At 68.2% G+C, this 23,675-nt stretch carries 22 protein-coding genes; 12 read left to right on the plus strand and 10 right to left on the minus strand.

Annotation, left to right across the window (positions count from 1 at the left end; all coding sequences use genetic code 11):
- Nucleotides 1-63 precede the first annotated feature (63 nt).
- The 5 genes from ACLBX9_RS22400 to gatB all read left to right on the plus strand — a co-directional run bounded on the left by ACLBX9_RS22400 (nucleotide 64) and on the right by gatB (nucleotide 4,242).
- Nucleotides 64-258: a hypothetical protein gene (locus tag ACLBX9_RS22400; RefSeq protein WP_447720477.1), complete on the plus strand. Its 195-nt coding sequence runs from the start codon at nucleotides 64-66 to the stop codon at nucleotides 256-258.
- A 162-nt stretch (nucleotides 259-420) separates the two neighbouring features.
- On the plus strand, nucleotides 421-708 hold the full coding sequence (gatC, locus tag ACLBX9_RS22405) for an Asp-tRNA(Asn)/Glu-tRNA(Gln) amidotransferase subunit GatC (protein WP_039892179.1): 288 nt from the start codon (nucleotides 421-423) through the stop codon (nucleotides 706-708).
- 72 nt (nucleotides 709-780) lie between these two features.
- Complete coding sequence (gatA, locus tag ACLBX9_RS22410) at nucleotides 781-2,259, plus strand: Asp-tRNA(Asn)/Glu-tRNA(Gln) amidotransferase subunit GatA (RefSeq protein ID WP_447720633.1); 1,479 nt, start codon at nucleotides 781-783, stop codon at nucleotides 2,257-2,259.
- Nucleotides 2,256-2,555, plus strand: coding sequence for a hypothetical protein (locus ACLBX9_RS22415; RefSeq protein ID WP_010682057.1), 300 nt, complete (start codon nucleotides 2,256-2,258; stop codon nucleotides 2,553-2,555). Before gatA ends, ACLBX9_RS22415 begins: the two co-directional genes overlap by 4 nt.
- Nucleotides 2,556-2,769: 214 nt before the next feature.
- Nucleotides 2,770-4,242, plus strand: a complete 1,473-nt coding sequence (gene gatB, locus ACLBX9_RS22420) for an Asp-tRNA(Asn)/Glu-tRNA(Gln) amidotransferase subunit GatB (protein ID WP_010682056.1) — start codon at nucleotides 2,770-2,772, stop codon at nucleotides 4,240-4,242.
- 554 nt (nucleotides 4,243-4,796) lie between these two features.
- On the opposite strand, the gene ACLBX9_RS22425 is transcribed toward gatB, so the two are convergent.
- The 5 genes from ACLBX9_RS22425 to ACLBX9_RS22445 form a co-directional block, all read right to left on the minus strand.
- Nucleotides 4,797-5,282 carry a DUF3280 domain-containing protein gene (locus ACLBX9_RS22425; RefSeq protein WP_447720478.1) on the minus strand — a complete coding sequence of 162 codons (486 nt, stop codon included), beginning with the start codon at nucleotides 5,280-5,282 and terminating at the stop codon, nucleotides 4,797-4,799.
- Nucleotides 5,283-5,350: 68 nt separating this feature from the next.
- On the minus strand, nucleotides 5,351-6,418 hold the full coding sequence (locus tag ACLBX9_RS22430) for an efflux RND transporter periplasmic adaptor subunit (protein WP_447720479.1): 1,068 nt from the start codon (nucleotides 6,416-6,418) through the stop codon (nucleotides 5,351-5,353).
- A complete protein-coding gene (locus ACLBX9_RS22435) occupies nucleotides 6,419-6,613 on the minus strand; it encodes a DUF1656 domain-containing protein (protein ID WP_010682053.1) in 195 nt (64 codons plus the stop codon).
- 23 nt (nucleotides 6,614-6,636) lie between these two features.
- Nucleotides 6,637-8,664 (minus strand): FUSC family protein, encoded by a 2,028-nt coding sequence (locus ACLBX9_RS22440; protein ID WP_447720480.1) that lies wholly within the window; start codon nucleotides 8,662-8,664, stop codon nucleotides 6,637-6,639.
- 122 nt (nucleotides 8,665-8,786) lie between these two features.
- Nucleotides 8,787-9,065, minus strand: coding sequence for a hypothetical protein (locus ACLBX9_RS22445; RefSeq protein ID WP_447720481.1), 279 nt, complete (start codon nucleotides 9,063-9,065; stop codon nucleotides 8,787-8,789).
- 240 nt (nucleotides 9,066-9,305) lie between these two features.
- Here ACLBX9_RS22445 and ACLBX9_RS22450 point away from each other — a divergent pair, with 240 nt between their 5' ends.
- Nucleotides 9,306-9,941 (plus strand): glutathione S-transferase N-terminal domain-containing protein, encoded by a 636-nt coding sequence (locus ACLBX9_RS22450; protein WP_447720482.1) that lies wholly within the window; start codon nucleotides 9,306-9,308, stop codon nucleotides 9,939-9,941.
- 7 nt (nucleotides 9,942-9,948) lie between these two features.
- Here the strand turns inward: ACLBX9_RS22450 and ACLBX9_RS22455 are convergent, their stop codons facing one another.
- Nucleotides 9,949-10,413 carry a DUF2147 domain-containing protein gene (locus tag ACLBX9_RS22455; RefSeq protein ID WP_010682049.1) on the minus strand — a complete coding sequence of 155 codons (465 nt, stop codon included), beginning with the start codon at nucleotides 10,411-10,413 and terminating at the stop codon, nucleotides 9,949-9,951.
- 267 nt (nucleotides 10,414-10,680) lie between these two features.
- On the opposite strand from ACLBX9_RS22455, the gene ndk reads away from it, so the two are divergent.
- Both ndk and ACLBX9_RS22465 read left to right on the plus strand, forming a co-directional pair.
- Nucleotides 10,681-11,103, plus strand: a complete 423-nt coding sequence (gene ndk / locus ACLBX9_RS22460) for a nucleoside-diphosphate kinase (RefSeq protein ID WP_010682048.1) — start codon at nucleotides 10,681-10,683, stop codon at nucleotides 11,101-11,103.
- 166 nt (nucleotides 11,104-11,269) lie between these two features.
- Nucleotides 11,270-11,635: a hypothetical protein gene (locus ACLBX9_RS22465; RefSeq protein WP_010682047.1), complete on the plus strand. Its 366-nt coding sequence runs from the start codon at nucleotides 11,270-11,272 to the stop codon at nucleotides 11,633-11,635.
- A 142-nt stretch (nucleotides 11,636-11,777) separates the two neighbouring features.
- On the opposite strand, the gene purN is transcribed toward ACLBX9_RS22465, so the two are convergent.
- Together purN and purM are read right to left on the minus strand one after the other, a co-directional pair.
- Complete coding sequence (gene purN / locus ACLBX9_RS22470) at nucleotides 11,778-12,428, minus strand: phosphoribosylglycinamide formyltransferase (RefSeq protein WP_447720483.1); 651 nt, start codon at nucleotides 12,426-12,428, stop codon at nucleotides 11,778-11,780.
- Nucleotides 12,428-13,507 (minus strand): phosphoribosylformylglycinamidine cyclo-ligase, encoded by a 1,080-nt coding sequence (gene purM / locus ACLBX9_RS22475; RefSeq protein ID WP_447720484.1) that lies wholly within the window; start codon nucleotides 13,505-13,507, stop codon nucleotides 12,428-12,430. The genes purN and purM overlap by 1 nt, the downstream gene beginning before the upstream one ends.
- 141 nt (nucleotides 13,508-13,648) lie before the next feature.
- Between purM and ACLBX9_RS22480 the strand changes: the two genes are divergently transcribed.
- The 4 genes from ACLBX9_RS22480 to ppx all read left to right on the plus strand — a co-directional run bounded on the left by ACLBX9_RS22480 (nucleotide 13,649) and on the right by ppx (nucleotide 19,645).
- Nucleotides 13,649-14,773, plus strand: coding sequence for an AI-2E family transporter (locus ACLBX9_RS22480; RefSeq protein WP_447720485.1), 1,125 nt, complete (start codon nucleotides 13,649-13,651; stop codon nucleotides 14,771-14,773).
- Between the two features lie 27 nt (nucleotides 14,774-14,800).
- The gene (locus ACLBX9_RS22485) at nucleotides 14,801-15,511 is read left to right on the plus strand and encodes a hypothetical protein (RefSeq protein ID WP_447720486.1); all 711 of its coding nucleotides are present in this window, start codon (nucleotides 14,801-14,803) and stop codon (nucleotides 15,509-15,511) included.
- 106 nt (nucleotides 15,512-15,617) lie between these two features.
- On the plus strand, nucleotides 15,618-18,020 hold the full coding sequence (locus tag ACLBX9_RS22490; RefSeq protein ID WP_447720487.1) for an RNA degradosome polyphosphate kinase: 2,403 nt from the start codon (nucleotides 15,618-15,620) through the stop codon (nucleotides 18,018-18,020).
- 83 nt (nucleotides 18,021-18,103) lie between these two features.
- Nucleotides 18,104-19,645, plus strand: a complete 1,542-nt coding sequence (gene ppx, locus ACLBX9_RS22495; RefSeq protein WP_010682041.1) for an exopolyphosphatase — start codon at nucleotides 18,104-18,106, stop codon at nucleotides 19,643-19,645.
- Nucleotides 19,646-19,803: 158 nt separating this feature from the next.
- On the opposite strand, the gene ACLBX9_RS22500 is transcribed toward ppx, so the two are convergent.
- Nucleotides 19,804-21,246, minus strand: coding sequence for an acetamidase/formamidase family protein (locus ACLBX9_RS22500; protein WP_447720488.1), 1,443 nt, complete (start codon nucleotides 21,244-21,246; stop codon nucleotides 19,804-19,806).
- Between the two features lie 77 nt (nucleotides 21,247-21,323).
- Complete coding sequence (locus tag ACLBX9_RS22505) at nucleotides 21,324-23,654, minus strand: NADP-dependent malic enzyme (protein ID WP_010682039.1); 2,331 nt, start codon at nucleotides 23,652-23,654, stop codon at nucleotides 21,324-21,326.
- Between the last annotated feature and the right edge of the window lie 21 nt (nucleotides 23,655-23,675).

Here is a 23,675-nt window from a genome sequence, read left to right on the forward strand (position 1 = left end):
CGCGCGGAGCCGTTCACCAATAGGTAGGTTAACGCATCGTTAACCCACACCCCGGGTACCGCCTTGTCGACGACCGGCACGCTCAATCGCTTCGCTCCGGCTCCGCGCCGCCACGCGCTCACGCGCAAGCACTGCTGGATGCTGCTGCTCGCCTTCGAGATCCTTGTTGCCGGCTTCACACAATCCCTGGTGCGGCCAGCACGGCAGGCCGGGATCAGCATCGAGATCTCGGTGACGCCGAACCACGTCGTGACCTGAACGACGTCTCGGCGCAACGGCTCCGGCATCGGTCGGCTTTGTCCTGACGATTTAGGGAGCGCCAAGCCTTTGCGGTGTGGCGCGTTGCGGCGCGTCGAAACCCGATGCTATAGCCCGATCGATCTCGGGAGGCTGCTCCCGATCTGGATTGAACGGGACGGCATGTCGGTCGACGAGAAGACGGTTCGGCGCATCGCGCATCTGGCGCGGATCGCAGTCACCGACGACGAGGTCGGACCGCTTCAGGGCGAGCTCAACGCCATCCTCGCCTTCGTCGAGCAACTCAGCACCGTTGATGTCTCCGGGGTCGAGCCGATGACCTCGGTCACCCCGATGGCGATGAAGAAGCGCGAGGACGTGGTCACGGAGGGCGGCCGCGCCGCCGACGTGGTGGCCAACGCCCCCGAGACCGAGGACAACTACTTCCTCGTCCCGAAGGTGGTCGAGTAGCCCTTGCGGGCTGAATTTTCCGGGCCGGATCTTTGGCGAGCAGGCGCGACGACGCGCGGGGACGTGAACAGCGTGAATCCGAACGAACTCACCCTGGCCGAGGCGCGCGACGCTCTGAAGGCGAAGCGGATCTCGGCCCGCGAGCTGTTGCAGGCTCACCTCGACGCGATGGGCAAGGCCCGCGCGCTGAACGCCTACCTGTTGGAGACGCCGGACCGCGCCCTGCAGATGGCTGAGGCCTCGGACCAGAAGATCGCCGCCGGCGCGGCACGGCCGCTGGAGGGCATCCCCCTCGGGATCAAGGATCTCTTCTGCACCGACGGCGTGACCACCACGGCGGGCTCGAAGATCCTGGAGACCTTCGAGCCGCATTACGAATCGGCGGTCTCGGCCAACCTGTGGCGCGACGGCGCCGTGATGCTCGGCAAGCTCAACCTCGACGAATTCGCCATGGGCTCGTCCAACGAGACCAGCGCCTTCGGCAACGTGGTCTCTCCCTGGCGCCGCAAGGGGTCTGACGCGCCGCTGGTGCCCGGCGGCTCGTCGGGAGGCTCGGCCGCCGCCGTTGCGGCGCGGCTTTGCCTCGGCGCCACCGCAACCGATACCGGCGGTTCTATCCGCCAGCCTGCCGCCTTCACCGGGACGGTCGGGATCAAGCCGACCTACGGGCGCTGCTCCCGCTGGGGGACGGTGGCATTTGCCTCCTCCCTCGATCAGGCGGGCCCGATTGCCCGCACGGTCCGCGACTGCGCGATCCTGCTCGGCTCCATGGCCGGCCCCGATCCGCGCGACACGACCTGCGCCGACCTCGCGGTGCCGAATTTCGAGGCCGCGGTGTCGCGCGGCGTCAAGGGCCTGACCATCGGGATCCCGAAGGAGTACCGGGTCGACGGCATGCCGGCCGAGATCCAGAAGCTCTGGGACGAGGGCGCCGCATGGCTCAAGGCGGCCGGCGCGACCCTCAAGGACATCTCGCTGCCGCACACGTCCTACGCGCTGCCGGCTTACTACATCGTCGCCCCGGCCGAGGCCTCTTCGAACCTCGCCCGCTACGACGGCGTGCGCTACGGCCTGCGCGTCCCGGGCAAGGACATCGCCGGGATGTACGAGAACACCCGCGCGGCCGGGTTCGGCCGCGAGGTGAAGCGCCGGATCATGATCGGCACCTACGTGCTGTCGGCCGGCTATTACGACGCCTACTACGTCCGCGCGCAGAAGATCCGCACGCTGATCAAGCGCGACTTCGAGGTCGCCTACGCCGACGGCGTCGATGCGATCCTCACCCCTGCCACCCCGTCGGCCGCCTTCGGCATCGGCGAGAAGGCCTCGGCCGACCCGGTGGAGATGTACCTCAACGACGTGTTCACCGTGACGGTGAACATGGCCGGGCTGCCGGGCATCGCCGTGCCGGCGGGGCTCGACGCCCAGGGGTTGCCCCTCGGGCTGCAGCTCATCGGCCGGCCCTTCGACGAGGAGACGCTGTTCGCGGTGGCCCAGGTCATTGAGGACGCGGCCGGCCGGACCGTCCTCCCAGAGCCCTGGTGGGCATGACCGTTCCCTTCTACCCCTGGACCGTCTGGATCTGGGCCGGGTTCGACCCGGCGCTGATCGTCGTGGCCGTCTATCTCGGCTGGACCGCCAGCCAGTTCGGCAAGCTGTTCATCGCGGCGATCGCGGCGTTCGCCTTCTCCGTGCTGTTCTCCTACGCGGTGAGCGCGGCCGGCATCCCTTGGCCGGCGCCCATCACCCATGACGGGCCGACTTTCTTCCCGGTCCGCGCCGTCGCGGCACTGCTCTGGGCAATCGCCGGCTACGGCGCACGCCGGGCCGTGGGACGCCGCGCTTGATCTTTTCGCGAAGCGGCCCGTAAGTGGCCGGACACAATCAGCTCCCACCCGCGACCTCATCCTGAGGCGCTGGAGCGCAGCGGAGGCCTCGAAGGAGCCCTCCAGCCGGTCGCGCGATCCCTGGAGCCCTCCTTTGAGGCCCGCCGGCGTGGGCACCTCGGGATGAGGTTGCGGGTGGGAGATACCCGCCAAGCTCATCTCGGCCCAAACGACCATGAACGCACCCGTCGACCCCAAGAAGCTGATCAAGGGCGGCCTCCACGACTGGGAGGTGATCGTCGGCATGGAGATCCACGCCCAGGTTGCCAGCCGGGCGAAGCTGTTCTCCGGAGCTTCGACCGAGTTCGGCGGTGAGCCGAACGATCACGTCTCGCTCGTCGATGCCGCGATGCCCGGCATGCTGCCGGTGATCAATGCCGAGTGCGTGGCCCAGGCCGTCCGCACCGGCCTCGGCCTCAAGGCCAGGATCAACCTGCGCTCGGTGTTCGACCGGAAGAACTACTTCTACCCGGACCTACCGCAGGGCTATCAGATCTCACAGTACAAGGACCCGATCGTCGGCGAAGGCGAGGTGCTGGTCGACATGGCCGACGGCTCGTCGATTACTGTCGGCATCGAGCGCCTGCATCTGGAGCAGGATGCCGGGAAGTCGCTGCACGATCAGGACCCAACCCGCAGCTTCGTCGACCTCAACCGCTCGGGCGTGGCGCTGATGGAGATCGTCTCGCGGCCTGACCTGCGCTCCTCCGAGGAAGCGAAGGCCTACGTGACCAAGCTGCGCACGATCCTGCGCTATCTCGGCACCTGCGACGGCGACATGGAGAAGGGCAGCCTTCGTGCTGACGTGAACGTCTCCGTGCGCCGCCCCGGCGAACCGCTGGGCACGCGTTGCGAGATCAAGAACGTCAACTCGATCCGCTTCATCGGGCAGGCGATCGAGACTGAAGCCCGGCGCCAGATCGCGATTTTGGAGGATGGCGGCACGATCGAGCAGGAGACCCGCCTGTTCGACCCGAACAAGGGCGAGACGCGCTCGATGCGCTCCAAGGAGGAAGCCCACGATTACCGCTACTTCCCCGATCCGGACCTATTGCCGCTGGAGTTCGATCAGGCCTTCGTCGACGCGCTCGCCGGAGAGCTGCCGGAACTGCCGGACGCCAAGAAGGCGCGATTCGTCGCCGATTACGGGCTGTCGCCCTACGATGCCGGCGTGCTGGTCGCCGAGCGTGCGTCCGCCGACTATTACGAGGCGGTGGCGAAGGGCCGGGACGGCAAGGCCGCAGCCAACTGGGTGATCAACGAGCTGTTCGGGCGCCTCAACAAGGAGGGACTATCCATCGAGGCCACGCCGGTCTCGGCCCAGCAGCTCGGCGCAATCGTCGACCTGATCGGCGAGGGCGTGATCTCCGGCAAGATCGCCAAGGACCTGTTCGAGATCGTCTGGACGGAGGGTGGCGACCCGCGCGCCGTCGTCGAGAGCCGCGGGATGAAGCAGGTGACCGACACGGGCGCCATCGAGGCGGCCGTGGACCAGATCATAGCGGCCAATCCCGACAAGGTCGCTCAGGCCAAGGAGAAGCCGACGCTGCTCGGCTGGTTCGTCGGCCAGACCATGAAGGCGACCGGCGGCAAGGCGAACCCAGCCGCGGTGAACGCGCTCTTGAAGGCGAAGCTCGGGATCGATTGATCCCGGGCTCACCCGCCTGCAGGGTCTGGCGACGCCGTCCTTGCGAGCGGGGCCATCGAGACACATTGAAATCCCGCCGCGGCCGAGCCGGGCAGGTGATGGACGAACAGATCCTGGCTTCAGAAGGAAACCGCGGCGGAACGGCTCAAAGTGGGGCCTTTCGCGCATTCGAAGACGTGCCGTGTTGGCCGCTTCTGCGCCCCTGGAGCCGCTTCCGTCCGGCTGTTCGTATGGTGCCGCTAGGTGTCGGGCCGAACCTGTCCCGATTCCGTCTAGGCGGCGTTCCGCTGCGGTGGAGTCATGCCTGTCTCCTCCAGCCTCTGGCGACCTTGACCATTGTCAAACCTGACCACGTCAAGGTTTTCGGCCGGTCCATGCCCGCTCTCGCTAAGCACAGATGAAGACTGCGCCCGTCTCCCAGCACGGTCAATAGCTATTTCGTGGTGCCGTTGCATTTTCCGGCCGGCGACGGGCCGCCGCCGCGATGCACGCAAACGCGATCAAGGCCTTGGATCGATCGTGCGGCACCGCGAAAATATTGCCTGGCGCGCGAGTTATTTGCCGGCACCCATATTGTTCTCGACCAAGAATCGGATGCCGCGATCGAAGGACTCGTCCGTGTCGCCGCGAAGGTCGACGCTATAGGCCCGCTCCGGCGCGTTCCCCGCGAGGGGCTTCACGTACACGTTGAGGTTCAAGATCAGGTTCGACACCTTCTGGACCTCGCCGGTGATCGCCACGTCGGCGCCGAGCTTGCGGGCCATCTGGTCGGCGCAGCCGTTGCACCGCCGCAGGTCGGCGCTCTTGGCGACCTCCTCCCGGACCGGATCGACCGAGACCACGGTGAAGAGCCCCTTTTTCGCGAGCAGATCTCGCAGTTCGGCGCTGACCCGCTTCAGGCGCGCGGTGTCGGCCGCGTCGCTCGGGACCGGCGAAAGGTTTGAGAACTGGAAGTCGAACACCGCGGCCTTCTCGGGCGCGGCACGGGCGGCGCTCGCCAGCATCAGGAGGCAGCCGGCACGCAGCGTGGATCGGTTCATGCACATCTCCCCAAGAATGGACTCAGGGGGACAACCAGCGGAGCGAAGATGCGGCCCCTCGGCTTTTCTCAGCGCCGGTCAGCTTCCCGGGTCCGGTTGGCGGACGTGTTCGCGAGGCCGGATATGCGCTCACGCAGATCCATGAACCAGTTCGGTGTCGGCGCCCGGCCGCCGTTGACCACCACCGTCGCGGTCATGCCGGCGATCAGCGGGACGTTCGGCGGAACGTGATCGATGCGGATCCGCACCGGGACGCGCTGGGCAAGCCGGACCCATGTGTAGACCGGGTTCACGTCCGGCAGGCCCTGCGTGCTCGCGGCGGCGTTGGCCGTGGAGATGCCCAAGGTGATGCTCTCGACCGTCCCCTTCAGTTGGGGATCGAAGCCCATCAGCTTGACGTCGGCCGTGTCACCCACGCGGATGTTGGGCATCTTCGTCTCCTCGAAGTACCCGTCGATCCAAAATGAATCAGTGTCGACCACGTTGATGTTCGAGGTGCCGGTGCGGGCGTAGTCGCCGACACGCATCAGAAGGTTGGTCACGCGGCCGTTGACGGTCGATCGCACCTGGGTGCGCTCAAGGTTGACTTTGGCCTGCCGCAGCTGCGCCTGCGCGCTCTCGAGAGTGGCCTCCGCGATCTTGGCGGTGCCGGCGTATTGCTGCTTCTCCTCGATCGACGTTGAGACCGTGGTGAGCGCCTGACGTCGGGCGGACTGGGCATTCTTGACCTGTAAGTCGGCCTCGCGGTTCTTAACCTCGGCATCCGCCGAAGTCACTGAGACCTCGAAGTCGATCGGATCGATCACATAAAGGATATCGCCCTTTCGGACGTTCTGATTGTCCTGAACACGGACTTCTATGATTTGACCGGAGACTTGCGGGGCGATGTTGGCGACCTGCACGCGGACTGCTCCGTCGCGGGTCCAGGGTGCCACCACGTAGAACTGCCACACGTAGATCGCCGCCACGAGAGCGACCAGCAGGATCAGCCCGGTCGCGGCCAATCGGACGACCTTGGCGGCCCGACCCCGGCGCGGGACGGTGGGCAGGCGATCGTCGGTGCGTTTCTCAGGATCCGTCGTGCCCGCGCGCGAGGCGGGCTTGGGATCATCCTCGTCGGCGGTCGTGTCGGGCATTCAAATCAACGCGATGAGAAGAGCGAGGACGCAGACGTAGATGCCGGCCTCGGCGAGCGGGGCGTTGGCAACGTAGCGGCTGAAGCGGATGCGCGCGAAGAACCAGCGCAGGACGAGCAGGACCACGAAGGCAGCCAGAGCATAGGCGACGAAGGAGGAAATCAGCACGCCGCCGATATGGATATCCTCGTACATCTCTGCCTCGAAAGCTGCGTCCCTCAGAATAGCGCGATTCCGAGCCGCTGGAGGAAACGCCGATACCGCGCGATGGTGCGCGACGCGGTGATGAGGTCGCTCGCCGCCCGCGCGGTCGTGAGCCGCACCGTTCTGTCCTGGGCGGATGCGGCGCGAATCATGTCGCGGGCTGCGCGTTCGAGGGCGCGGTCGTCACCGGCCGCGAGGCCGGTGCGCGCCCGAAGGATCGCGTCGCGGAGACCCGGCACGGGCCAGAGGCGCCGCAGCTCCGCATGGGCCCGAGCGGCCGCCGCCTCGAGCCGGGCCAGTGCAAGAGCGTGCGAGAGGTCGGCCCGCCGCACCGCGCCGCTGGCCGAACTGTAGGCGGCGAACTGGAAGACGCGGTCCGCATTCAGGCTCGTCCGCGTGGTAGCGTCCCCGCCTTCGCCCACCAGCGCATCGGCCAAATCGCGTCGCGCTGAATCGAGGGCGAAGACGCGCTGCTGCGCGGGGGTGATCGGGAGCACCAGACGCACCACGATCGACAGGATGATCGCCGACACGACCACCAGGAACGCGTTCAGCAGGAAGCTCTGCGCATCGTAGGACTGAGGATTCGCCGGGCCCAGCAAGACCGGAAAGAACACGATCACGATGAAGCCGATGCCGAAGGTCTTCGGGTTCAGCGAGAGGAAGCAGCCGAAGAAGATCACCGGCGCCATCACCATCGCGAGCATGGGAAAGCCCTGCACGCCGTTGAGGAAGGCGAACCGGGCGATGCCGGCGAACGTGGCGGCGAGGCACATCCCGATCACGACGCCGTTGGCGAACTTCTTGGGATCGGGTGTAACCGAAGACAGGGCCGCCGTCGCAGCGACTTGCACCAAAGCGAAGGTGGCCTGTGGCAGGCCGAGCGCCAGGAAGGTGGCTGCCGTCACGGCGAAGGCGATGGCGACTCGAAGGGCGCCGCGCAGGGCGACCGGGAAGTCCCGGTGCGTCGGCAGGCGGGCGTCACGGAGCGGGCGGTGGCCGTCCGCAACGGCCCGGATCCCATCCTGCGCGAAGGTGGCCGCGCAGACGAAATCCATGGCGCGCTGAAGGACTACTACCTCGTCGAGCGGCCGATGGCCGTCCCGGATCGCGACTTCGACCAGGTCACGCAGCCGCTCGTCGTCCCGGTCGAGGGCTTCGGCATCGGGCGCATCGGCGACCCGCCGACAGATCGCCATGGCCTCCGCGACGGCGGGGCTCGGGCTGCGCAGGCAGGCGGCCGCCGCGGCCACCGCGCGGATCGCCGCCGCCATGACGTAGAGCGCAGCGATGCAGCTGCGCGCCCCGGCGGCCCGGAGGGGCCCGTCGTCGAGTTCCCCCGCGATGGCGCTGGCATCGGCGCGCATCGGCGCGATGGTTCTGATCAGCGCGGCGGTGCGCGCCGGGCCGAGATCGCCAGCGGTGAGTGTCTCGCGGGCATAGGACCGCGTTCCGTCCCAGGCCGTCCGGAGTTGCGGCAGCAGCGACCGCCACGTGCTCGGCGACGCCAGCGCATCGTTGATGAAGGTAATGACGACGATCCCGAGCACGATAACCGCGACTCGGGAGACGGCAGCGTCGAAGGTTCCTTGCGGTTCGTCGATCTGGCCGAGGGCGATGATTGCCACGGTGTATCCGGACAGCATGGCGCCGTAGGCCCGGGTGTCCTGCAGGTACTGCGCGACGAAGACGCAGAGGCCGAGCCAGACCGTGAAGGAGAGGAGCAGGAGCACCCGGTCCTGCCCGAACAGCGCCATGACCAGGATCGACACGACGGCGCCGACGAGCGTGCCGAGGAGGCGATAGACGGCCTTGGAGATCGCCTGTCCCCGTTTTGGCTGCGCGAGGATCGCCACGCAGGTCGCGGCCGAGGAGGCGCTGTCGAGCTGGAGCCAGAAGGCAAGCGCCAGCGCCACCATCATGGCGAGCCAGATGCGCAGGGCAAAGGCCCAGGCCGCCGGCTTGGGCACCCAGGCGTCGAGGATCGCGATGACGCGATCCAGGATCGAGACCTGAGCCTGGGCGGACACGGCCTCAGCCATGCCCGGCCAGCCCGTGCCCGATGCACCGACGCGGCGCGGGTCGACCCATCATGACGGCACTCGCCAGCGATCCGTTTCCCGGCAGGAGCAACATCCGAGAAGCTCCGCGGTTCGAGACCGGCTCAGGCTTTGTCGTTGCCCTTCAGGCGCTTGTTGCACTTGCTCCAGAACTGAGGCCATTTCGGCCCCTGCGCGGTCTTCTGCGCGTCGGTCAGTCCCCGCCACTCGGCACCGCACTTCTTCTGGCGCTCGCGGGCGGCGGTCTGGCCCGGGCTCGGCTGCTTCGCGGCCGGCGCCTCGGTTGCCGCGGGGGCCTTCGCGGGGGCCTCCTTGGCGAGAACGGGCTGCATGACGAGGAGCGGCACGGACAGGGCCGCGATCCTGACGAGTCTGTTGATCATCGAAGCTTCCCCCTTCGGCGTCGCGACGACGCCCGGGCTCCAGTCTCGCCGGTGCGGCGCAGCCGCGGCAAGTCGGACCCGCGATCTGCCAACAGGCGGCGCGTCATATGTCGCAAACGTGAGACCTCCTCCGACGCTGCCCTTGAGCGCGGCCGGGAAATCGTCTTCACTGACAGGGTTGTCCGAGATCGGCGGAGGACCACCGCGTCGCCGATCGATCGGTCGAGGAGCAGGCAGAGCATGGCAGCGGTGTCCGGGCGGCCGATCGACGTCCATACCTGGAGCACGCCGAACGGTTGGAAGATCCCGATCATGCTGGAGGAGTGCGAACTCCCCTATCGGATCGTCCCGGTCGATATCGCCAAGAATGAGCAGTTCGCCCCGGATTTCCTGGCCATCTCACCCAACAACAAGATTCCCGCCATCGTCGATCCGGACGGTCCGGGCGGACGGCCGATCTCCATCTTCGAGTCGGGCGCGATCCTGCAGTATCTCGGCCGCAAGACCGGCCAATTCTACCCGGCGGATGAGCGCGCCCGGATCGTCGTGGACGAGTGGCTGTTTTGGCAGGTGGCGGGCTTCGGGCCGATGCTGGGGCAGACGCACCACTTCAAGATCTACGCGCCCGAGAAGGTGCCGTACGCCATCGACCGGTTCACCACCGAGGCCAAGCGCCTCTACGGTGTGCTGGAACGTCGGCTGGACGGTCGGGCCTACCTCGCCGACGACTACTCCATCGCCGACATCGCCACGTTCACCTGGGCGAAGCTCAACTTCAAGCAGGGCGTCGACATCAACACCCTGCCCAACGTCGCCCGATGGCTGGACAGCATTCTCGCGAGGCCGGCGGTGCAGCGCGGCCTCGCGGCGATCTGACGGACGCTCAGTTCTTGTTGGCGGCCTGCTGGTTCACGTCCGGAACCTTAGTCCAGGTCTGGGAGCCGCACAGGACCTTCAGCATGCAGCCGGACACGCTCAGTTCGGCATCGCTCTCGCGCTCAAGGCTGACCGTATAGATCTTGCCTTCCTCGATATTGTAGAGTTCGCCGGTGAATTTCTCATCATCCGGCTTCAGACCTTCGATGAGCTGCAGCCCGATCACCGGGCGAGCGCGCTTCTTCGGATCGGGATTCTTGAGGTCGGTGCGCGGGGCGCCGTTGTCGAAGGTCGGCGCTTTCAGCCAGACGACCTTCCCGCAGACAAGCTTCTGACCGGGACCGCAACGGTCGATCCGGATCTTGGCGCGGCCGTCGCCTGTGAGCCATGTGCCGGAAGGATCCTTGGCGGTGTCGGCGGCAGCGGCGGAGAGGCCGGCGAGCAGCAGGCCGGCGCTGAGAGCGAGTCGCATGGTTCGTCTCCGGAATTGGGGCGTCTCGGACGCCCTGAGGGGTGGACGAAGTCGATGGACGTCAGTGAGCCGCCGCATTCCGGCGATTTTTCGGCAGTGTTGCGGCAGCGCCACGGCCGCGCTTGTCCGGCATCGCCCAGTTGCGCGGCTTGAGGCACCGGTGGGCGCCCGCTATAAGCCCGGCGCCGAAGCGAAATTTTCGCTGCCGCGCCGCGTCCGGGATGCCGACGTGCCGCGCGCTTTTTCCACAGCCAGACCGGACGCACCATGGCCACCGAGCGCACCTTCTCGATCCTGAAGCCCGACGCCACGCGGCGGAACCTGACTGGCGCGGTGAACGCCGTGATCGAGGAGGCGGGCCTGCGCATCGTCGGCCAGCGCCGCATCCGCATGACCAAGGCGCAGGCCGAGAAGTTCTACGAAGTGCACAAGGAGCGCCCGTTCTTCGGTGAGCTCGTCACCTTCATGACCTCCGGCCCGGTGGTGGTCCAGGTTCTCGAGGGCGAGAATGCCGTGGCCAAGTATCGCGAGGTCATGGGCGCCACGAACCCGGCTCAGGCCGCCGAGGGCACCATCCGCAAGAAGTTCGCCGAGTCGGTCGGCGAGAACACCGTGCACGGCTCGGACAGCGCCGAGAACGCCAAGATCGAGATCGCGCAGTTCTTCCAGGACTCCGACATCGCCGCTTGAGGCGTCGCACGGTGGCGGCCCGGGCACACCGGGCCGCCTTCATTTCGCAGTGCACCCGGCGCTGCGGTGAATGCCGCCGGGTGTGACCGGGCCGTCCTTGACGGGACGGAGCCCGGAAGAGTCCAACGGCTGAGCTTAGCCAATCTCAGCTCCGGACCACCCGACCATGACGATGCGCCGCCTGCCCCTGCTGATCGCGACCGGCCTGTTCGCCCTCGGCGCGACCGCCGCCCTCGCGGGCGGATCCTCGGCCCCGTTCCAGCAATACGAGCCGGATCCGGCCCTCAAGACCGCCACCAAGGCCAACCTCGAAGGCCGCGTGCGTCATGCCTGCACCATCGTCCAGGCCCGCATGACCAGCGCCACCGAGGCCTCCCTGGAGCGGCCCTGCGGCTGCTACGCCCGCCAGACCCTGCGCAGCCTCGACGCGTCCGAGATCGAAGCCTACCGCACCACCGGCTATTTCAACGATTCCGCCCGGGCGAAGGCGCTCGCGGCGCTCGACAGCTGCAAGCTACAGCGCCCGGTCTGAGCACCTCAAGGCAGCGAGGTTCCGCCGACCGTTCTTGCGAGCGGCGCGAAGCAACCCAGCGCAGAGAAACGTCGGCGAGCGTGGCGCAGCGCGATTGCTTCGCTCCGCTCGCAAAGACCTGGGCACGCCGGTATGGCTGTCCTTACAGGCTGAACAGCACGCCGTCCGGCCCGTCGGCGTCGATCACGACCCGCCCGTCCTGCAGGCGGGCACCGCCGCCCGCCACCAGCGCGAGTACCGCTGGGTAGAGCCGGCGCTCCTGCACGATCACGCGGTCCGCGAGGCTTTCGGGATCGTCATCCTGCCGAACCGGGATCGCGGCCTGGGCGACGATCGGGCCGGCGTCGAGCTCCGGCACGACGAAGTGGACCGTGCAGCCATGCAGGCGCACGCCCGCCTCCAGCGCCTGCCGATGCGTGTGCGTGCCCTTGAACAGCGGCAGGAGCGAGGGGTGGATGTTGAGCATCCGGCCCGCCCAGGACGCCACGAAGTCGGGCGTCAGGATCCGCATGAAGCCCGCGAGGCATACGAGGTCGACATCGGCCGCCTGCAGGGCGGCATCCAGGGCGGCGTCGAAGCCGGCACGGTCCGCGAAGGCCGTGTGGTCGATGGCCTGCGTCGGGATGCCGGCCGCGGCCGCACGCGCGAGTCCGGCGGCCTCCGGGCGGTTCGACAGGACCAGCACGATCTCGGCCGGGAAATCGGGGCGTTGCGAAGCCTCCAGCAGCGCCACCATGTTCGAGCCGCGCCCAGAGATCAGGATCGCCACGCGGGTCTTTCGAGCGGCCGCCATCAGAGGGCGAGGCGGCCGGTGAACGTCACGGGCTCGGAGCCGCGCGGCGTGATCCGGCCGAGCCGCACGGGCGTCGCGCCGGCCCGGGTCAGGGCCTCGTCGACGTCGTCCACCGCGTCGGCGGCGGCGATCACCACCATGCCGATCCCGCAATTGAACGTGCGCAGCATCTCAGCCTCGGCGACGGCGCCCGCGCGGGCGAGCCAGCCGAAGACCGGCGGCGGGGTCACCGCGTCGAGGTCTATGGCGATCCCGACATCGTCCGGCAGGACCCGCGGCAGGTTGTCGGGGAATCCGCCGCCGGTGATGTGGGCGAGCGCCCGGATGCCGTCCGTGGCGCCCAGCGCGGCGAGCAACGGCTTTACGTAGATCCGGGTCGGCTCCAGGAGTGCCTCGCCGAGGCTGCGCCCAGGCTCGAACGGCGCCGGATCATCCCAGCCGAGGCCGCTCTTGGCGACGATTCGCCGGACCAGCGAGAAGCCGTTGGAATGCACCCCGGAGGAGGGCAGGCCCAGCACCGCGTCGCCGGGGCGTATGCCCGGTCGCGGCAGCAGCGCGCCTCGCTCGGCGGCGCCCACCGAGAACCCCGCGAGGTCGTAGTCGGAGCCGTCGTAGAGGCCCGGCATCTCGGCCGTCTCGCCGCCGATCAGCGCGCAGCCCGCCTGCCGGCAACCGTCGGCGATGCCCCGCACGATATCGGCGCCGACACCCGGGACCAGCTTGCCGGTGGCGTAGTAGTCGAGGAAGAACAGCGGCTCGGCGCCCTGGACGATGATGTCGTTGACGCACATGGCCACGAGGTCGATGCCGATCGTGTCGTGGCGGCCGGTCTCGATGGCGATCTTGACCTTGGTCCCCACGCCGTCGTTGGCCGCCACCAGGATCGGGTCGCGGAAGCCCGCGGCCTTCAGGTCGAACAGGCCGCCGAACCCGCCGATCTCGGCGTCGGCGCCGGGGCGCCGGGTCGAGCGCACCAGCGGCTTGATCGTCTCGACCATGGCGTTGCCAGCGTCGATGTCGACGCCCGCCGCCGCGTAGGTCAGCCCCGTCTTCGGCTGGTTGCCGTCCTCGCCCGTCATGCCTTCGCCACCTCGCTCGATACGGGTTCCGCTCTAGCGGCTTACCGCGCGGCGCGCGAGTCGGCGGACCGGCGGCTTGATCGGCGCGCGCCGCATACCCACTCTGCGCGCTGGCGGATGTCCGCCGGGGGGAGCGTCGTCGTGCGCGCACGGGCTGTGATCGGGCTGGCCAGCGTGGTCGCTCTCGGACTCGTCGTCTACCTCCTGCGCGAGGTGATGCTGCCCTTCGTGGCGGGCATCACGCTGGCCTATCTCCTCGATCCCCTGGCCGACCGGCTGGAGCGGCTCGGCCTCGGGCGGTTGGCCGCGAGCCTCATGATCCTGGCCCTGTTCGTGATCGCGCTGATCGTGACGCTGCTGATCCTGATCCCCCTGGCGGCCAATCAGGTCGTGGCGCTGGTCAACGCGCTGCCCGGGATGGTGTCGCGGCTCCAGGCGATCATCGCCGAGCGCTCCGGGACCCTGCTGGAGCGGGTCGGCGGCGCGGATGTGCTGAACGAGCTGCAATCCTCCGTCGGCACCCTGGCCACGCAGGCAGGGACGTGGCTCCTGGCCTTCCTGAAGTCGCTCTGGTCGGGCAGCCAGGCGCTGATCTCGATCGCGTCGCTGCTGGTGGTCACGCCGGTGGTCGCGTTCTACATCCTCGTCGACTGGGACCGGATGGTCGCGGCCATCGACGGTTGGGTGCCGCCGCGCCACCGGGCGACGGTGCGGGATCTCGCCCGGCAGATCGACGGGGCCGTCACCGGCTACGTCCGCGGGCAGACGCTGGTCTGCCTCATCCTGGGTAGCTTCTACGCGGTCGGCCTCTGGCTCGTGGGCCTCAACTTCGGCGTGCTGATCGGGCTGATCGCGGGCTTCCTGACCTTCATCCCCTATGTCGGCACGCTTACGGGCTTCCTGCTCTCGGTGGGCGTGGCGCTGGTCCAGTTCTGGCCCTCGTCCGACTGGCTGCACCTGGGCCTGACGGTGGGCGTGTTCCTCGTCGGCCAGTTTCTGGAAGGCAACGTCATCTCGCCGAAGCTCGTCGGCGAGTCGACGGGACTCCACCCGGTCTGGCTGATGTTCGCGCTGCTGGCATTCGGCACGCTCTTCGGCTTCGTCGGGCTGCTGCTGGCCGTCCCGATCGCGGCCTCGATGGGCGTGCTCGTGCGTTTCGCCCTCGCGCGCTATCTCGAGAGCCGCCTCTACCACGCCGGGCAGCCGATCCTCATCGAGCACGACGGCAAGGAGGCAGCGGCCTTGACCTCCGCGGGCGCGGGATGATCCTGCACGAGGCAACCCGGACGACGCATGCGCGAGAACGCTCCACCGCGGCAGCTGGCCTTCGACCTGCCGCTCGATCCCCGCTACGGGCGCGAGGACTTCCTCGTCGGTCCGGCCAACGAGGCCGCCTACGCGCTGATCGAAGCGTGGCCGGACTGGCCCGACAGCGTTCTCGTGCTGACCGGCCCGTCCGGCAGCGGCAAGAGCCACCTCGCGGCGATCTGGGCGGAGCGCGCACATGCCTGGACCATCCCGGCCGCCGAGATCGGAGCCGACGCGGTCCAGCACCTCGTCTCGAACGGCGCGCTGGTCATCGAGGACATCGACCGGGCGGAACAGCGGGACGAGGCGGCGTTGTTCCATCTGCTCAATCGGGCGCGCGAGCGGGCCTGCCCGGTGCTGCTCACCAGCGCGACCGGGATCGATGCCCTCGGCCTCGTGACGCCGGACCTGCGCTCGCGTCTCCGCCTGGCGCCGGGGATCGCCATCGAGGCTCCGGATGATGCCCTGCTCCGCGCCGTGCTGGTGAAACTGTTCGTGGACCGGCAACTGGTCGTCGATCTCGGGGTCATCGAGTCGCTGGCCTTGCGGATCGATCGCTCGCTCGGCCGCGCCCGGGACGTCGTCGCCGAACTGGATCGCGACGCGCTCGGTCGTGGGCGCCGCATCAGCCGTCCGCTCGCCCTGGCGGTGCTGCGGCGTATGGGCTTTGATGACGAGCCGGAGCCGAGTGACTGAGTGGAGAATCCGGCGGCCGTCACGGAACTGTCGTGATGGCCGCCGGTCCAGGGTGATACAGGCTCCGCCACCGTGAGGAGCCACGCGCTAGAGACAGGACTCGGGGATGGAATCGACGCAGAAGCCCATGGATCGCGACGCCGCCGACGAGGCAGCGGAGCCCCGTCGGCGCTCAGCGACCCCTTCGACGACGCGGCGCACGCCCACCACGCGGCGTTCACCGGTTGAGCTGGCCGCCGGTGTGACCACTCCGGCCGCCGCCCCTGAGAGCGCTGTCGGCACCGCCACCGATTCTACCGACGAGTGGCCGGCCGCCGCGCCTCCGGCCGAACAAACGGCGGGCGCTTCGCGGGAGCCCGTGCTCGAAGCCGGGCGCTCCCTGCGGCATTCGCCCGAGCGGTTCGTGAACCGCGAGCTGTCCTGGCTCCAGTTCAACCGACGTGTGCTGGAAGAAGCCTCCAATCCCAATCATCCGCTCCTGGAACGGCTCCGGTTCCTGTCGATCTCAGCGAACAATCTCGACGAGTTCTTCATGGTCCGCGTCGCCGGCCTGATCGATCAGGTCCGCGCGGGCCTGACGGTGCCGTCTCAGGACGGCCTGTCGCCCTCGGAACAGCTCTTGCGCATCGGTGCGGAAGTGTCCCGCCTCGCCGCCGACCAGCAGGCCCGCTGGCGCCAGCTGCGCGAGGAGTTGCATGCCGCCGATATCGACATCGTCGAGCCCGCCTCCCTCTCGGCCGAGCAGTCGGCGTGGCTTGAGGAGTATTTCCTCAACCATGTCTTCCCGGTGCTGACGCCGCTGGCGATCGATCCGGCGCACCCGTTCCCATTCATCCCGAATCTCGGCACCACCATCGCACTGATGCTGGTGCGGCCGAAGGACGGCCGGGTGCTGCGCGCCCTCATCCGCCTGCCGGGCGTGATCGATCGATTCGTGCGCCTGCCGGTCACCGACAGCGAGACGTCGGCGCGGCTGATCCCGATCGAGCAGGTGATCGGGATGTTCACCGGGCGACTCTTCCCGGGCTACCTCGTCAAGGGCAGCGGCGCATTCCGCGTGGTGCGCGATTCGGACCTCGAGATCGAGGAGGAGGCAGAGGATCTGGTCCTCCACTTCGAGACCGCCCTCAAGCAGCGTCGGCGCGGCGTCGTGATCCGCCTCGAGGTCGAGGCCGGCATGTCCGAGGATCTGCGGAGCTTCGTGGCCGACGAGCTTGAGATCTCGCCGGACGCGATCTTCCTGGTGGAGGGCATGCTCGCGCTCAATGAGCTGTCCCAAGTGGTCGGGATTGACCGGCCGGACCTGAAGTTCAAGCCCTACAATCCGCGCTTTCCCGAACGCGTCCGCGAGAGCGGCGGCGACGTGTTCGCGGCGATCCGCCAGAAGGACTTCATCGTCCACCACCCTTACGAATCCTTCGACTCGGTGGTGCAGTTCCTGGCCCAGGCCGCCCGCGACCCGAACGTGGTGGCGATCAAGCAGACGCTCTACCGGACCTCGTCCAACTCCCCCATTGTGGCTGCTCTCGCCGAGGCCGCGGAACTCGGGAAGTCCGTCACCGCCCTGGTCGAGCTGAAGGCCCGCTTCGACGAGGAGGCGAATATTCGCTGGGCGCGCAACCTGGAGAAAGCCGGCGCGCAGGTGGTGTTCGGCTTCGTCGAGTTGAAGACGCACGCCAAGCTGTCACTGGTGGTCCGGCGCGAGGGCGACAAGCTGGTCACCTACTGCCACGTCGGCACCGGCAACTACCACCCGATCACGGCGCGCATCTACACGGACCTGTCGTTCTTCACAGCCGACCCGGCGATTGCTCGCGACGTCTCGCGGATTTTCAACTTCATCACCGGCTACGCTGAGCCCGCCGAACTGGAGCGCATGGCGGTCTCGCCGCTCACGCTGAAGAACCGGTTGCTGGAGCACATCGAGGCCGAGATTGCCCACGCCAGGGCCGGACGCCCGGCGGCGATCTGGATCAAGTGCAACTCGCTGGTCGACGGCCAGATCATCGACGCGCTCTACGACGCCTCGGAGGCTGGGGTGCAGATCGACTGCGTGGTACGCGGCATCTGCTGCCTGCGACCAGGCATCCCGGGCCTGTCGGAGACCATCCGGGTGAAGTCGATCGTCGGGCGCTTCCTCGAGCACGGCCGGATCTATGCCTTCGGCAACGGAGTCGGGCTGCCGCATCCCAAGGCCACGGTCTACATCTCGTCCGCCGACCTGATGAGCCGCAACCTCGACCGCCGGGTTGAGGCGCTGCTGCCGATCACCAACCCGACAGTGCATCAGCAGGTGCTTGACCAGATCATGCTGGCCAACCTGCTCGACAACCGCCAGAGCTGGCGTCTTCTGGCTTCGGGCGGATGCGAGCGGATCCAGCCCGCGGACGGTGAGGAACCCTTCAACGCGCACAAGTACTTCATGACGAACCCGAGCCTCTCGGGCCGCGGCAAGGCCTCGAAAAAGTCGAGCCCGCGGGCCCTGAGCCGGCGCGCGCAGCGTGCCTGACTTTGGCGGCGCGGTGGCACTGGGGTAAGGATTTCGCCCGACGCGCGGAAGCCGCGCGTCGGGCTCAACAAGGACTCGGACGTTTGGGCAGCCTTCGCGCCAACCTCTCCCTCGCGCACGCCGTCGAGCCGCGTGCCGACGATGCGCGCGAACCTGTCGCGATCATCGATATCGGTTCGAACTCGGTCCGGCTCGTCGCCTATGATGGGCTGACCCGGGCGCCGACGCCGCTCTACAACGAGAAGGTGCTCTGCGGTCTCGGGCGCCACGTCCTCACCACCGGTCGGCTCAATGATGACGCGGTCGCCCGGGCGCTTGCCGCCCTCGCGCGCTTCCGGGTGCTGTGTGAGACCATGCGCGTGGGGCAGGTCTTCGTCCTGGCGACCGCGGCGGCGCGGGATGCCGAGAACGGTCCGGACTTCCTGCGCGCCGCCGAGGCGGCCTGCGGCCACGAGATCCAGCTCCTCTCCGGCCGCCGCGAGGCCGAGCTCTCGGCGCTGGGCGTCATCTCCGGCTTCCACGCGCCAGACGGTGTCGTGGGCGATCTTGGCGGCGGGTCTCTGGAAATGGTGGACGTGCGCGGCAGCGTCGTCGGCCAGGGCGTAACCATGCCGCTCGGCGGCCTTGCCCTGCAGGATCTCTCCGGCGGCTCGGTGAAGAAGGCCGCCAAGATCGTCCGCGAGCACATGCGCAAGGCGGCTCCGCAGCTGGAAACCCTGCGCGGCCGGACCTTCTACGCGGTTGGGGGCACGTGGCGCGCGCTCGCCCGGCTGCATCAGGCCGCCCGCGGCTACCCCGTCCACGTGATGCACGGCTACACCGTGGAGCCGAGCGACGAGCTGACCTTCCTGCAGATCGTCGAGCAGACCGACGTGTCCCTGCTCCAGGATGTCGACGCCATCTCGGAAGCTCGCCGCCCCCTGCTGGCCTACGGTGCCGCGGTCTTGGAGGAGATCATCCGGGTCGGGCGGCCGCGGGAGGTGGCAATCTCGGCTTCGGGCGTGCGCGAGGGTCTGCTGTTCGAGCAGCTGGACCGGGAGGTGCGGCAGATCGATCCGTTGCTCGCGTCGGCAGCGGAGTTCAACGCCCTGCGCGCCCGCGCCCCCCGCCACGGCGAGGAGCTGATCGCCTGGACCGACCGGTTCGTTGAGACGCTCGACGGACACGAGACCGCCGACGAGCGCCGCCTGCGCCACGCCGGCTGCCTGCTCTCCGATGTCGGCTGGCGCGCCCATCCGGATTACCGCGACGCGCAGAGCATCGGGGTCATCCAGAATGCGGCGTTCGTCGGAGTCGATCACCCGGGACGGGCCTATCTCGCCTTGGCGGTCGCGCTCCGGCACACCGGCCTCGCCCCCGAAAAGGCCAACCCGGTCCTGCGCGGAGTCGCGGGCCCGCGCCTGTTCGAGCGGGCACGCCTCCTCGGCGCCCTCTTGCGCGTCGCCTTCCCGATCTCGGCCGGGATGGGCGGCGCCCTCGGCCATGCACCGCTGACCGTCGAGGACGGGCGGGTAACCCTGCGCCTGTCCCGCGAGTGGGAAGCGCTGAGCGGCGACCGCCTACTGAACCGTGTCCGCGGGCTCGGGCGCGTGGTCGGCCTCGACGGGCGGATCGAGGTCGGCTGAGGGCGCCGCGGGCCGCTATCGCCGACAGCATCCCGACGTCCTCCGCGGATCTTCACGGGAGAGCGCGGGCTGCCTGGAGCGAGGCGTACGGGCAGAGGTTCAGCACCCGCACAACGAGGCCAGCGAGGCCGCCCGATGAAGCGTCCAGCCGCCGACGCTCAGGCGACGCGATCGGAGAAGATCGCTTTCTTGACCACGGCGTGGACGCCCCAGTTGCCGTCGACCACCTGCGTGATCCCGAAATCGACCGCCACCGACATGAGCGAGATCGCCTCGTCCTCGGTCAGTCCCTTCGCGTGCATCAGGAATTGCCGCATCTTGCGGAAGGCGTCGCGCATCGCGAGATCGATCGAGGATTTCTGAAAGATAACGGATTGCGCCTCCGGACCTAGGTCGCGCAGGTAATTCGGATAGCTGAATCCCGACAGCACCCAGTCGTCCCGGGTCTCGATCATCGGGAAGTCGAGGGCTTCGAGCGGCGTCCCGGGCAGGTCGGTCTTCTTGTGGAGGATGAACTGGAAGGTGCCGGTCAGCGAACACTCGATCGCGGTGCCGCACAATTCGGAATCACCCTGGCTGGCATGGGGATCGCCCACGGAGAACAGAGCGCCGGGCACCGCTACGGGATAGTAGAGTGTCGCGCCCTTGCCGATCCGCCAGTTGTCGATGTTGCCGCCGGTGTAGCTCGGCGGGATCGTGTTCACCCGGTCGGCCTCCGCGGGCGCGACGCCCATGGTGCCGAAATGCGGGCGGATCGGGACGCGGATCCCCTTCAAGACCTCGAAGGTCTTCTGCGTCTTGGCATGGTCCACCGGCAGGCCGGGATAGTCGATGGTCGGGTGGGAGACGCCGAACGGATCGGTCACCCCCGGCCAGCGGAAGCTATAGACCGCCCGCGCCCAGTCGCGCTCTCCGGTGGCGTCCACCTCATAGATCGTGACGACCTCCCGGGGCTTATCGCCGGTGATAAGATCGTTGTAATGGTAGCCCCACCACGCCGCCGCGTTGCTGCCGAAGGCGAGTCCCTTGTACTTAGGGTTGGCGCAGGGTCGCGGCGCAACGTCGAGGATGCGTACCTCCAGCACGTCCCCGGGCTCGGCGCCCCGGATCGCCACCGGGCCGGTGCAGATATGCACGCCGAGGCCACCGCCGGGGCCGATCTTGGCGTCCAGGGCGCCGGCGCCGCGGGGCGAGACGCCCATCTTGTCCTTCGTCCAGAGATAGACGCTCTCGGCGCCCGGATCGCCCTGGATCATCCGCTCGGCATCGTCGCTCGCCTGATGGGTGAGCGTCTCGATGGTGACGAAGTCGCCGGATGCGATCTCGACCTGCGGCTTGAGGCTCCGGCTGAAGAAGCCCCAGTGCACGGTCTCCGCGTTGGCCGACAGGTGATAATGCGCGGTCGCGGCGATCTTCGCGCCGCTCGCCTGGGCGAGCGCCGGGCTCACCAGCGACGGGCCGCCGGCCGCGAAGGCCGCGGCCGCGCTGGTCGCCGCGAAGCTGCTCTTCAGGAAGGCCCGCCGTTCCGGTTCAAGATCCTTCCGGAACCGGCGCCGGTGCTCCTCGAAGGCGTGGCAAGTCGGATCGTCGCCGGCGCACATGGCTCATCTCCCGAGGTTTGGCCAAGGGGACGGGGAAGCAAGTCGACGGCCACGCCTGCGGCCGTCACGCGGCATGCTCACTCCGAGATCATGCCGACGCCGCCCTCCTCGCTCTTGGCCGGAGCCGACGGATCCGCTTGGGCCTCAACCACCGCCGCGGCGGTCACATTGACGATGCCGCGGGCGGTGACCGAAGGCGTGAGGATATGCGCCGGCTTGGCCGGCCCGATCAGCAGGGGGCCGACCGGCAGGGCATCCGCCAGCACCTTGGCGAACTGGAAGGCGATGTTGGCGGCGTCGAGATTCGGGAAGATCAGAACGTTGGCGGCGCCCTTGAGCCGCGAGCCCGGAAGCACGCGATCGCGGACCATCTCGTTGAGGGCCGAATCCGCCTGCATCTCGCCGTCGACCATCAGATTCGGGTCGCGCTTCTGCAGGAGCGCGAGAGCGTCCCGCATCTTCATGGCCGAGGCCGAATCCGACTGGCCGAAGTCCGAATGGCTGAGCAGCGCGATCTTCGGCGTGAGTCCGAACCGGCTCACGTGGCTGGCGCAGGCCTGAGCCACGTCGGCGATCTCCTCGGCGGACGGATTGGGTCGGACGTGGGTATCGGCCAGGAAGTAAGCGCCCTCGTGCGTCACCACGAGGCTCATGGCGGCGCACTGCTCGACCCCGGGCGCCAGCCCGATCACGTCGCGGATGATCCGCAGCCGAGTCTCGAACCGTCCCTCCAGGCCGCAGATCAGGGCATCGGCCTCACCGCGGCGGACCGCGATCGCGCCGATCACGGTGTTGTTGGTGCGCACCAGCGTACGGGCGGCATCCGGCGTGATGCCGCGTCGGCCGGCCACCTCGAGATAGGTCTGCACGTAGGCGCGGTAGCGGGGATCGTCCTCCGGATCGATCAGCTCGAAATCGCGCCCGTGCTCTAAGGACAGGCCGAAACGCTTGAGCCGCGTCTCCACCACCCGCGGCCGCCCGACCAGGATCGGGAACGCGACCTTGTCCTCGACGATCGCCTGGACGGCACGGAGCACGCGCTCGTCCTCGCCCTCGGCGTAGATGACGCGCTTGGGCGCTTCCTTCGCCTTGGAAAACAGCGGCTTCATGATCAGGCCGGACCGGTGGACGAACCGGTCCAGGCTCTCGACGTAGGCGTCGAAATCGGCGAGCGGCCGGCCGGCGACGCCAGACTCCATCGCCGCCTTGGCCACCGCCGGCGCGATGCGCAGGATCAGGCGTGGATCGAATGGGCTCGGAATCAGCGATTTCGGACCGAACGGCCGGGCCTCGCCGCCATAGGCACGGGCGACCACGTCCGAGGTCGTCTCGTGCGCGAGGCCCGCGATCGCCTTCACAGCGGCCTTCTTCATCTCCTCGTTGATCTTGTGGGCGCCCACATCCAGCGCGCCGCGGAAGATGTAGGGGAAGCACAGGACGTTGTTGACCTGATTGGGAAAATCCGACCGGCCGGTGCAGATCATCGCGTCCGGCCGTTCCTGCTCGGCCAGGTCCGGCATGATCTCCGGATAGGGGTTGGCGAGCGCCATGATCAGAGGCTTCTCGGCCATCTCCTTCAGATATTCGGGCTTGAGCACACCGCCGGCCGAGAGGCCGATGAACACGTCGGCGCCAGGGATCACTTCGGCGAGCGTCCGCTTGTCGGTCTCCTGGGCGTAGATGTCCTTCCAGCGGTCCATCAGTTCCGGGCGGCCCTTGTAGACCACGCCCTTGATGTCGGTGACCGTGATGTTCTCGCGGGTCGCGCCGAGCGACACGAGAAGGTTCAGGCAGGCCAGAGCCGCCGCTCCCGCGCCCGATGTGACGATCCGGACGTCGGACAGGTTCTTGCCGGCGAGCTCAAGTCCGTTGAGGACGGCCGCCGCCACGATGATCGCGGTGCCGTGCTGGTCGTCGTGGAAGACCGGAATGTTCATCCGAGCCCGGCACTGCTCCTCCACCTCGAAGCACTCGGGCGCCTTGATGTCCTCCAAATTGATGCCGCCGAAGGTCGGCTCCAAGGCGCAGACAACGTCGACGAGCTTCGAGACGTCCTTCTGGTCGACCTCGATGTCGAACACGTCGATGCCGGCGAACTTCTTGAACAGGACTGCCTTGCCCTCCATCACGGGCTTGGAGGCCAGGGGACCGATATCGCCCAGGCCCAGGACCGCCGTACCGTTGGAGAGCACCGCCACGAGGTTCTGGCGAACCGTGAGGTTGGCAGCCTCTTGCGGATCGTCGTGGATGGCCATGCAGGCTGCCGCCACGCCCGGCGAGTAGGCCAGTGCGAGGTCGCGCTGGTTGCCCAGAGGCTTGGTGGCCTGGATCTCCAGCTTTCCGGGCTTAGGCAGGCGGTGGTAGATGAGCGCCCCGGCCTTGAGGTCCTCGGACATGTTATCGGCCATCGCCCACGCTCCCGCTCACCT

The organism is Methylobacterium sp. A49B (assembly GCF_053346215.1).

What these genes read in the sequence shown, in the direction of transcription:
- purN (WP_447720483.1), bottom strand. Translation starts at nt 12,428, where the DNA reads ATGGCGGCCGCTCGAAAGACCCGCGTGGCGATCCTGATCTCTGGGCGC.
- gatC (WP_039892179.1), top strand. Translation starts at nt 421, where the DNA reads ATGTCGGTCGACGAGAAGACGGTTCGGCGCATCGCGCATCTGGCGCGG.
- ACLBX9_RS22440 (WP_447720480.1), bottom strand. Translation starts at nt 8,664, where the DNA reads ATGGCTGAGGCCGTGTCCGCCCAGGCTCAGGTCTCGATCCTGGATCGC.
- ndk (WP_010682048.1), top strand. Translation starts at nt 10,681, where the DNA reads ATGGCCACCGAGCGCACCTTCTCGATCCTGAAGCCCGACGCCACGCGG.
- ACLBX9_RS22455 (WP_010682049.1), bottom strand. Translation starts at nt 10,413, where the DNA reads ATGCGACTCGCTCTCAGCGCCGGCCTGCTGCTCGCCGGCCTCTCCGCC.
- ACLBX9_RS22490 (WP_447720487.1), top strand. Translation starts at nt 15,618, where the DNA reads ATGGAATCGACGCAGAAGCCCATGGATCGCGACGCCGCCGACGAGGCA.
- ACLBX9_RS22430 (WP_447720479.1), bottom strand. Translation starts at nt 6,418, where the DNA reads ATGCCCGACACGACCGCCGACGAGGATGATCCCAAGCCCGCCTCGCGC.
- ACLBX9_RS22500 (WP_447720488.1), bottom strand. Translation starts at nt 21,246, where the DNA reads ATGTGCGCCGGCGACGATCCGACTTGCCACGCCTTCGAGGAGCACCGG.
- ACLBX9_RS22415 (WP_010682057.1), top strand. Translation starts at nt 2,256, where the DNA reads ATGACCGTTCCCTTCTACCCCTGGACCGTCTGGATCTGGGCCGGGTTC.
- ACLBX9_RS22425 (WP_447720478.1), bottom strand. Translation starts at nt 5,282, where the DNA reads ATGAACCGATCCACGCTGCGTGCCGGCTGCCTCCTGATGCTGGCGAGC.
- ACLBX9_RS22485 (WP_447720486.1), top strand. Translation starts at nt 14,801, where the DNA reads ATGCGCGAGAACGCTCCACCGCGGCAGCTGGCCTTCGACCTGCCGCTC.
- ACLBX9_RS22435 (WP_010682053.1), bottom strand. Translation starts at nt 6,613, where the DNA reads ATGTACGAGGATATCCATATCGGCGGCGTGCTGATTTCCTCCTTCGTC.
- ACLBX9_RS22450 (WP_447720482.1), top strand. Translation starts at nt 9,306, where the DNA reads ATGGCAGCGGTGTCCGGGCGGCCGATCGACGTCCATACCTGGAGCACG.
- gatB (WP_010682056.1), top strand. Translation starts at nt 2,770, where the DNA reads ATGAACGCACCCGTCGACCCCAAGAAGCTGATCAAGGGCGGCCTCCAC.
- ACLBX9_RS22465 (WP_010682047.1), top strand. Translation starts at nt 11,270, where the DNA reads ATGACGATGCGCCGCCTGCCCCTGCTGATCGCGACCGGCCTGTTCGCC.
- ACLBX9_RS22505 (WP_010682039.1), bottom strand. Translation starts at nt 23,654, where the DNA reads ATGGCCGATAACATGTCCGAGGACCTCAAGGCCGGGGCGCTCATCTAC.
- purM (WP_447720484.1), bottom strand. Translation starts at nt 13,507, where the DNA reads ATGACGGGCGAGGACGGCAACCAGCCGAAGACGGGGCTGACCTACGCG.
- ACLBX9_RS22445 (WP_447720481.1), bottom strand. Translation starts at nt 9,065, where the DNA reads ATGATCAACAGACTCGTCAGGATCGCGGCCCTGTCCGTGCCGCTCCTC.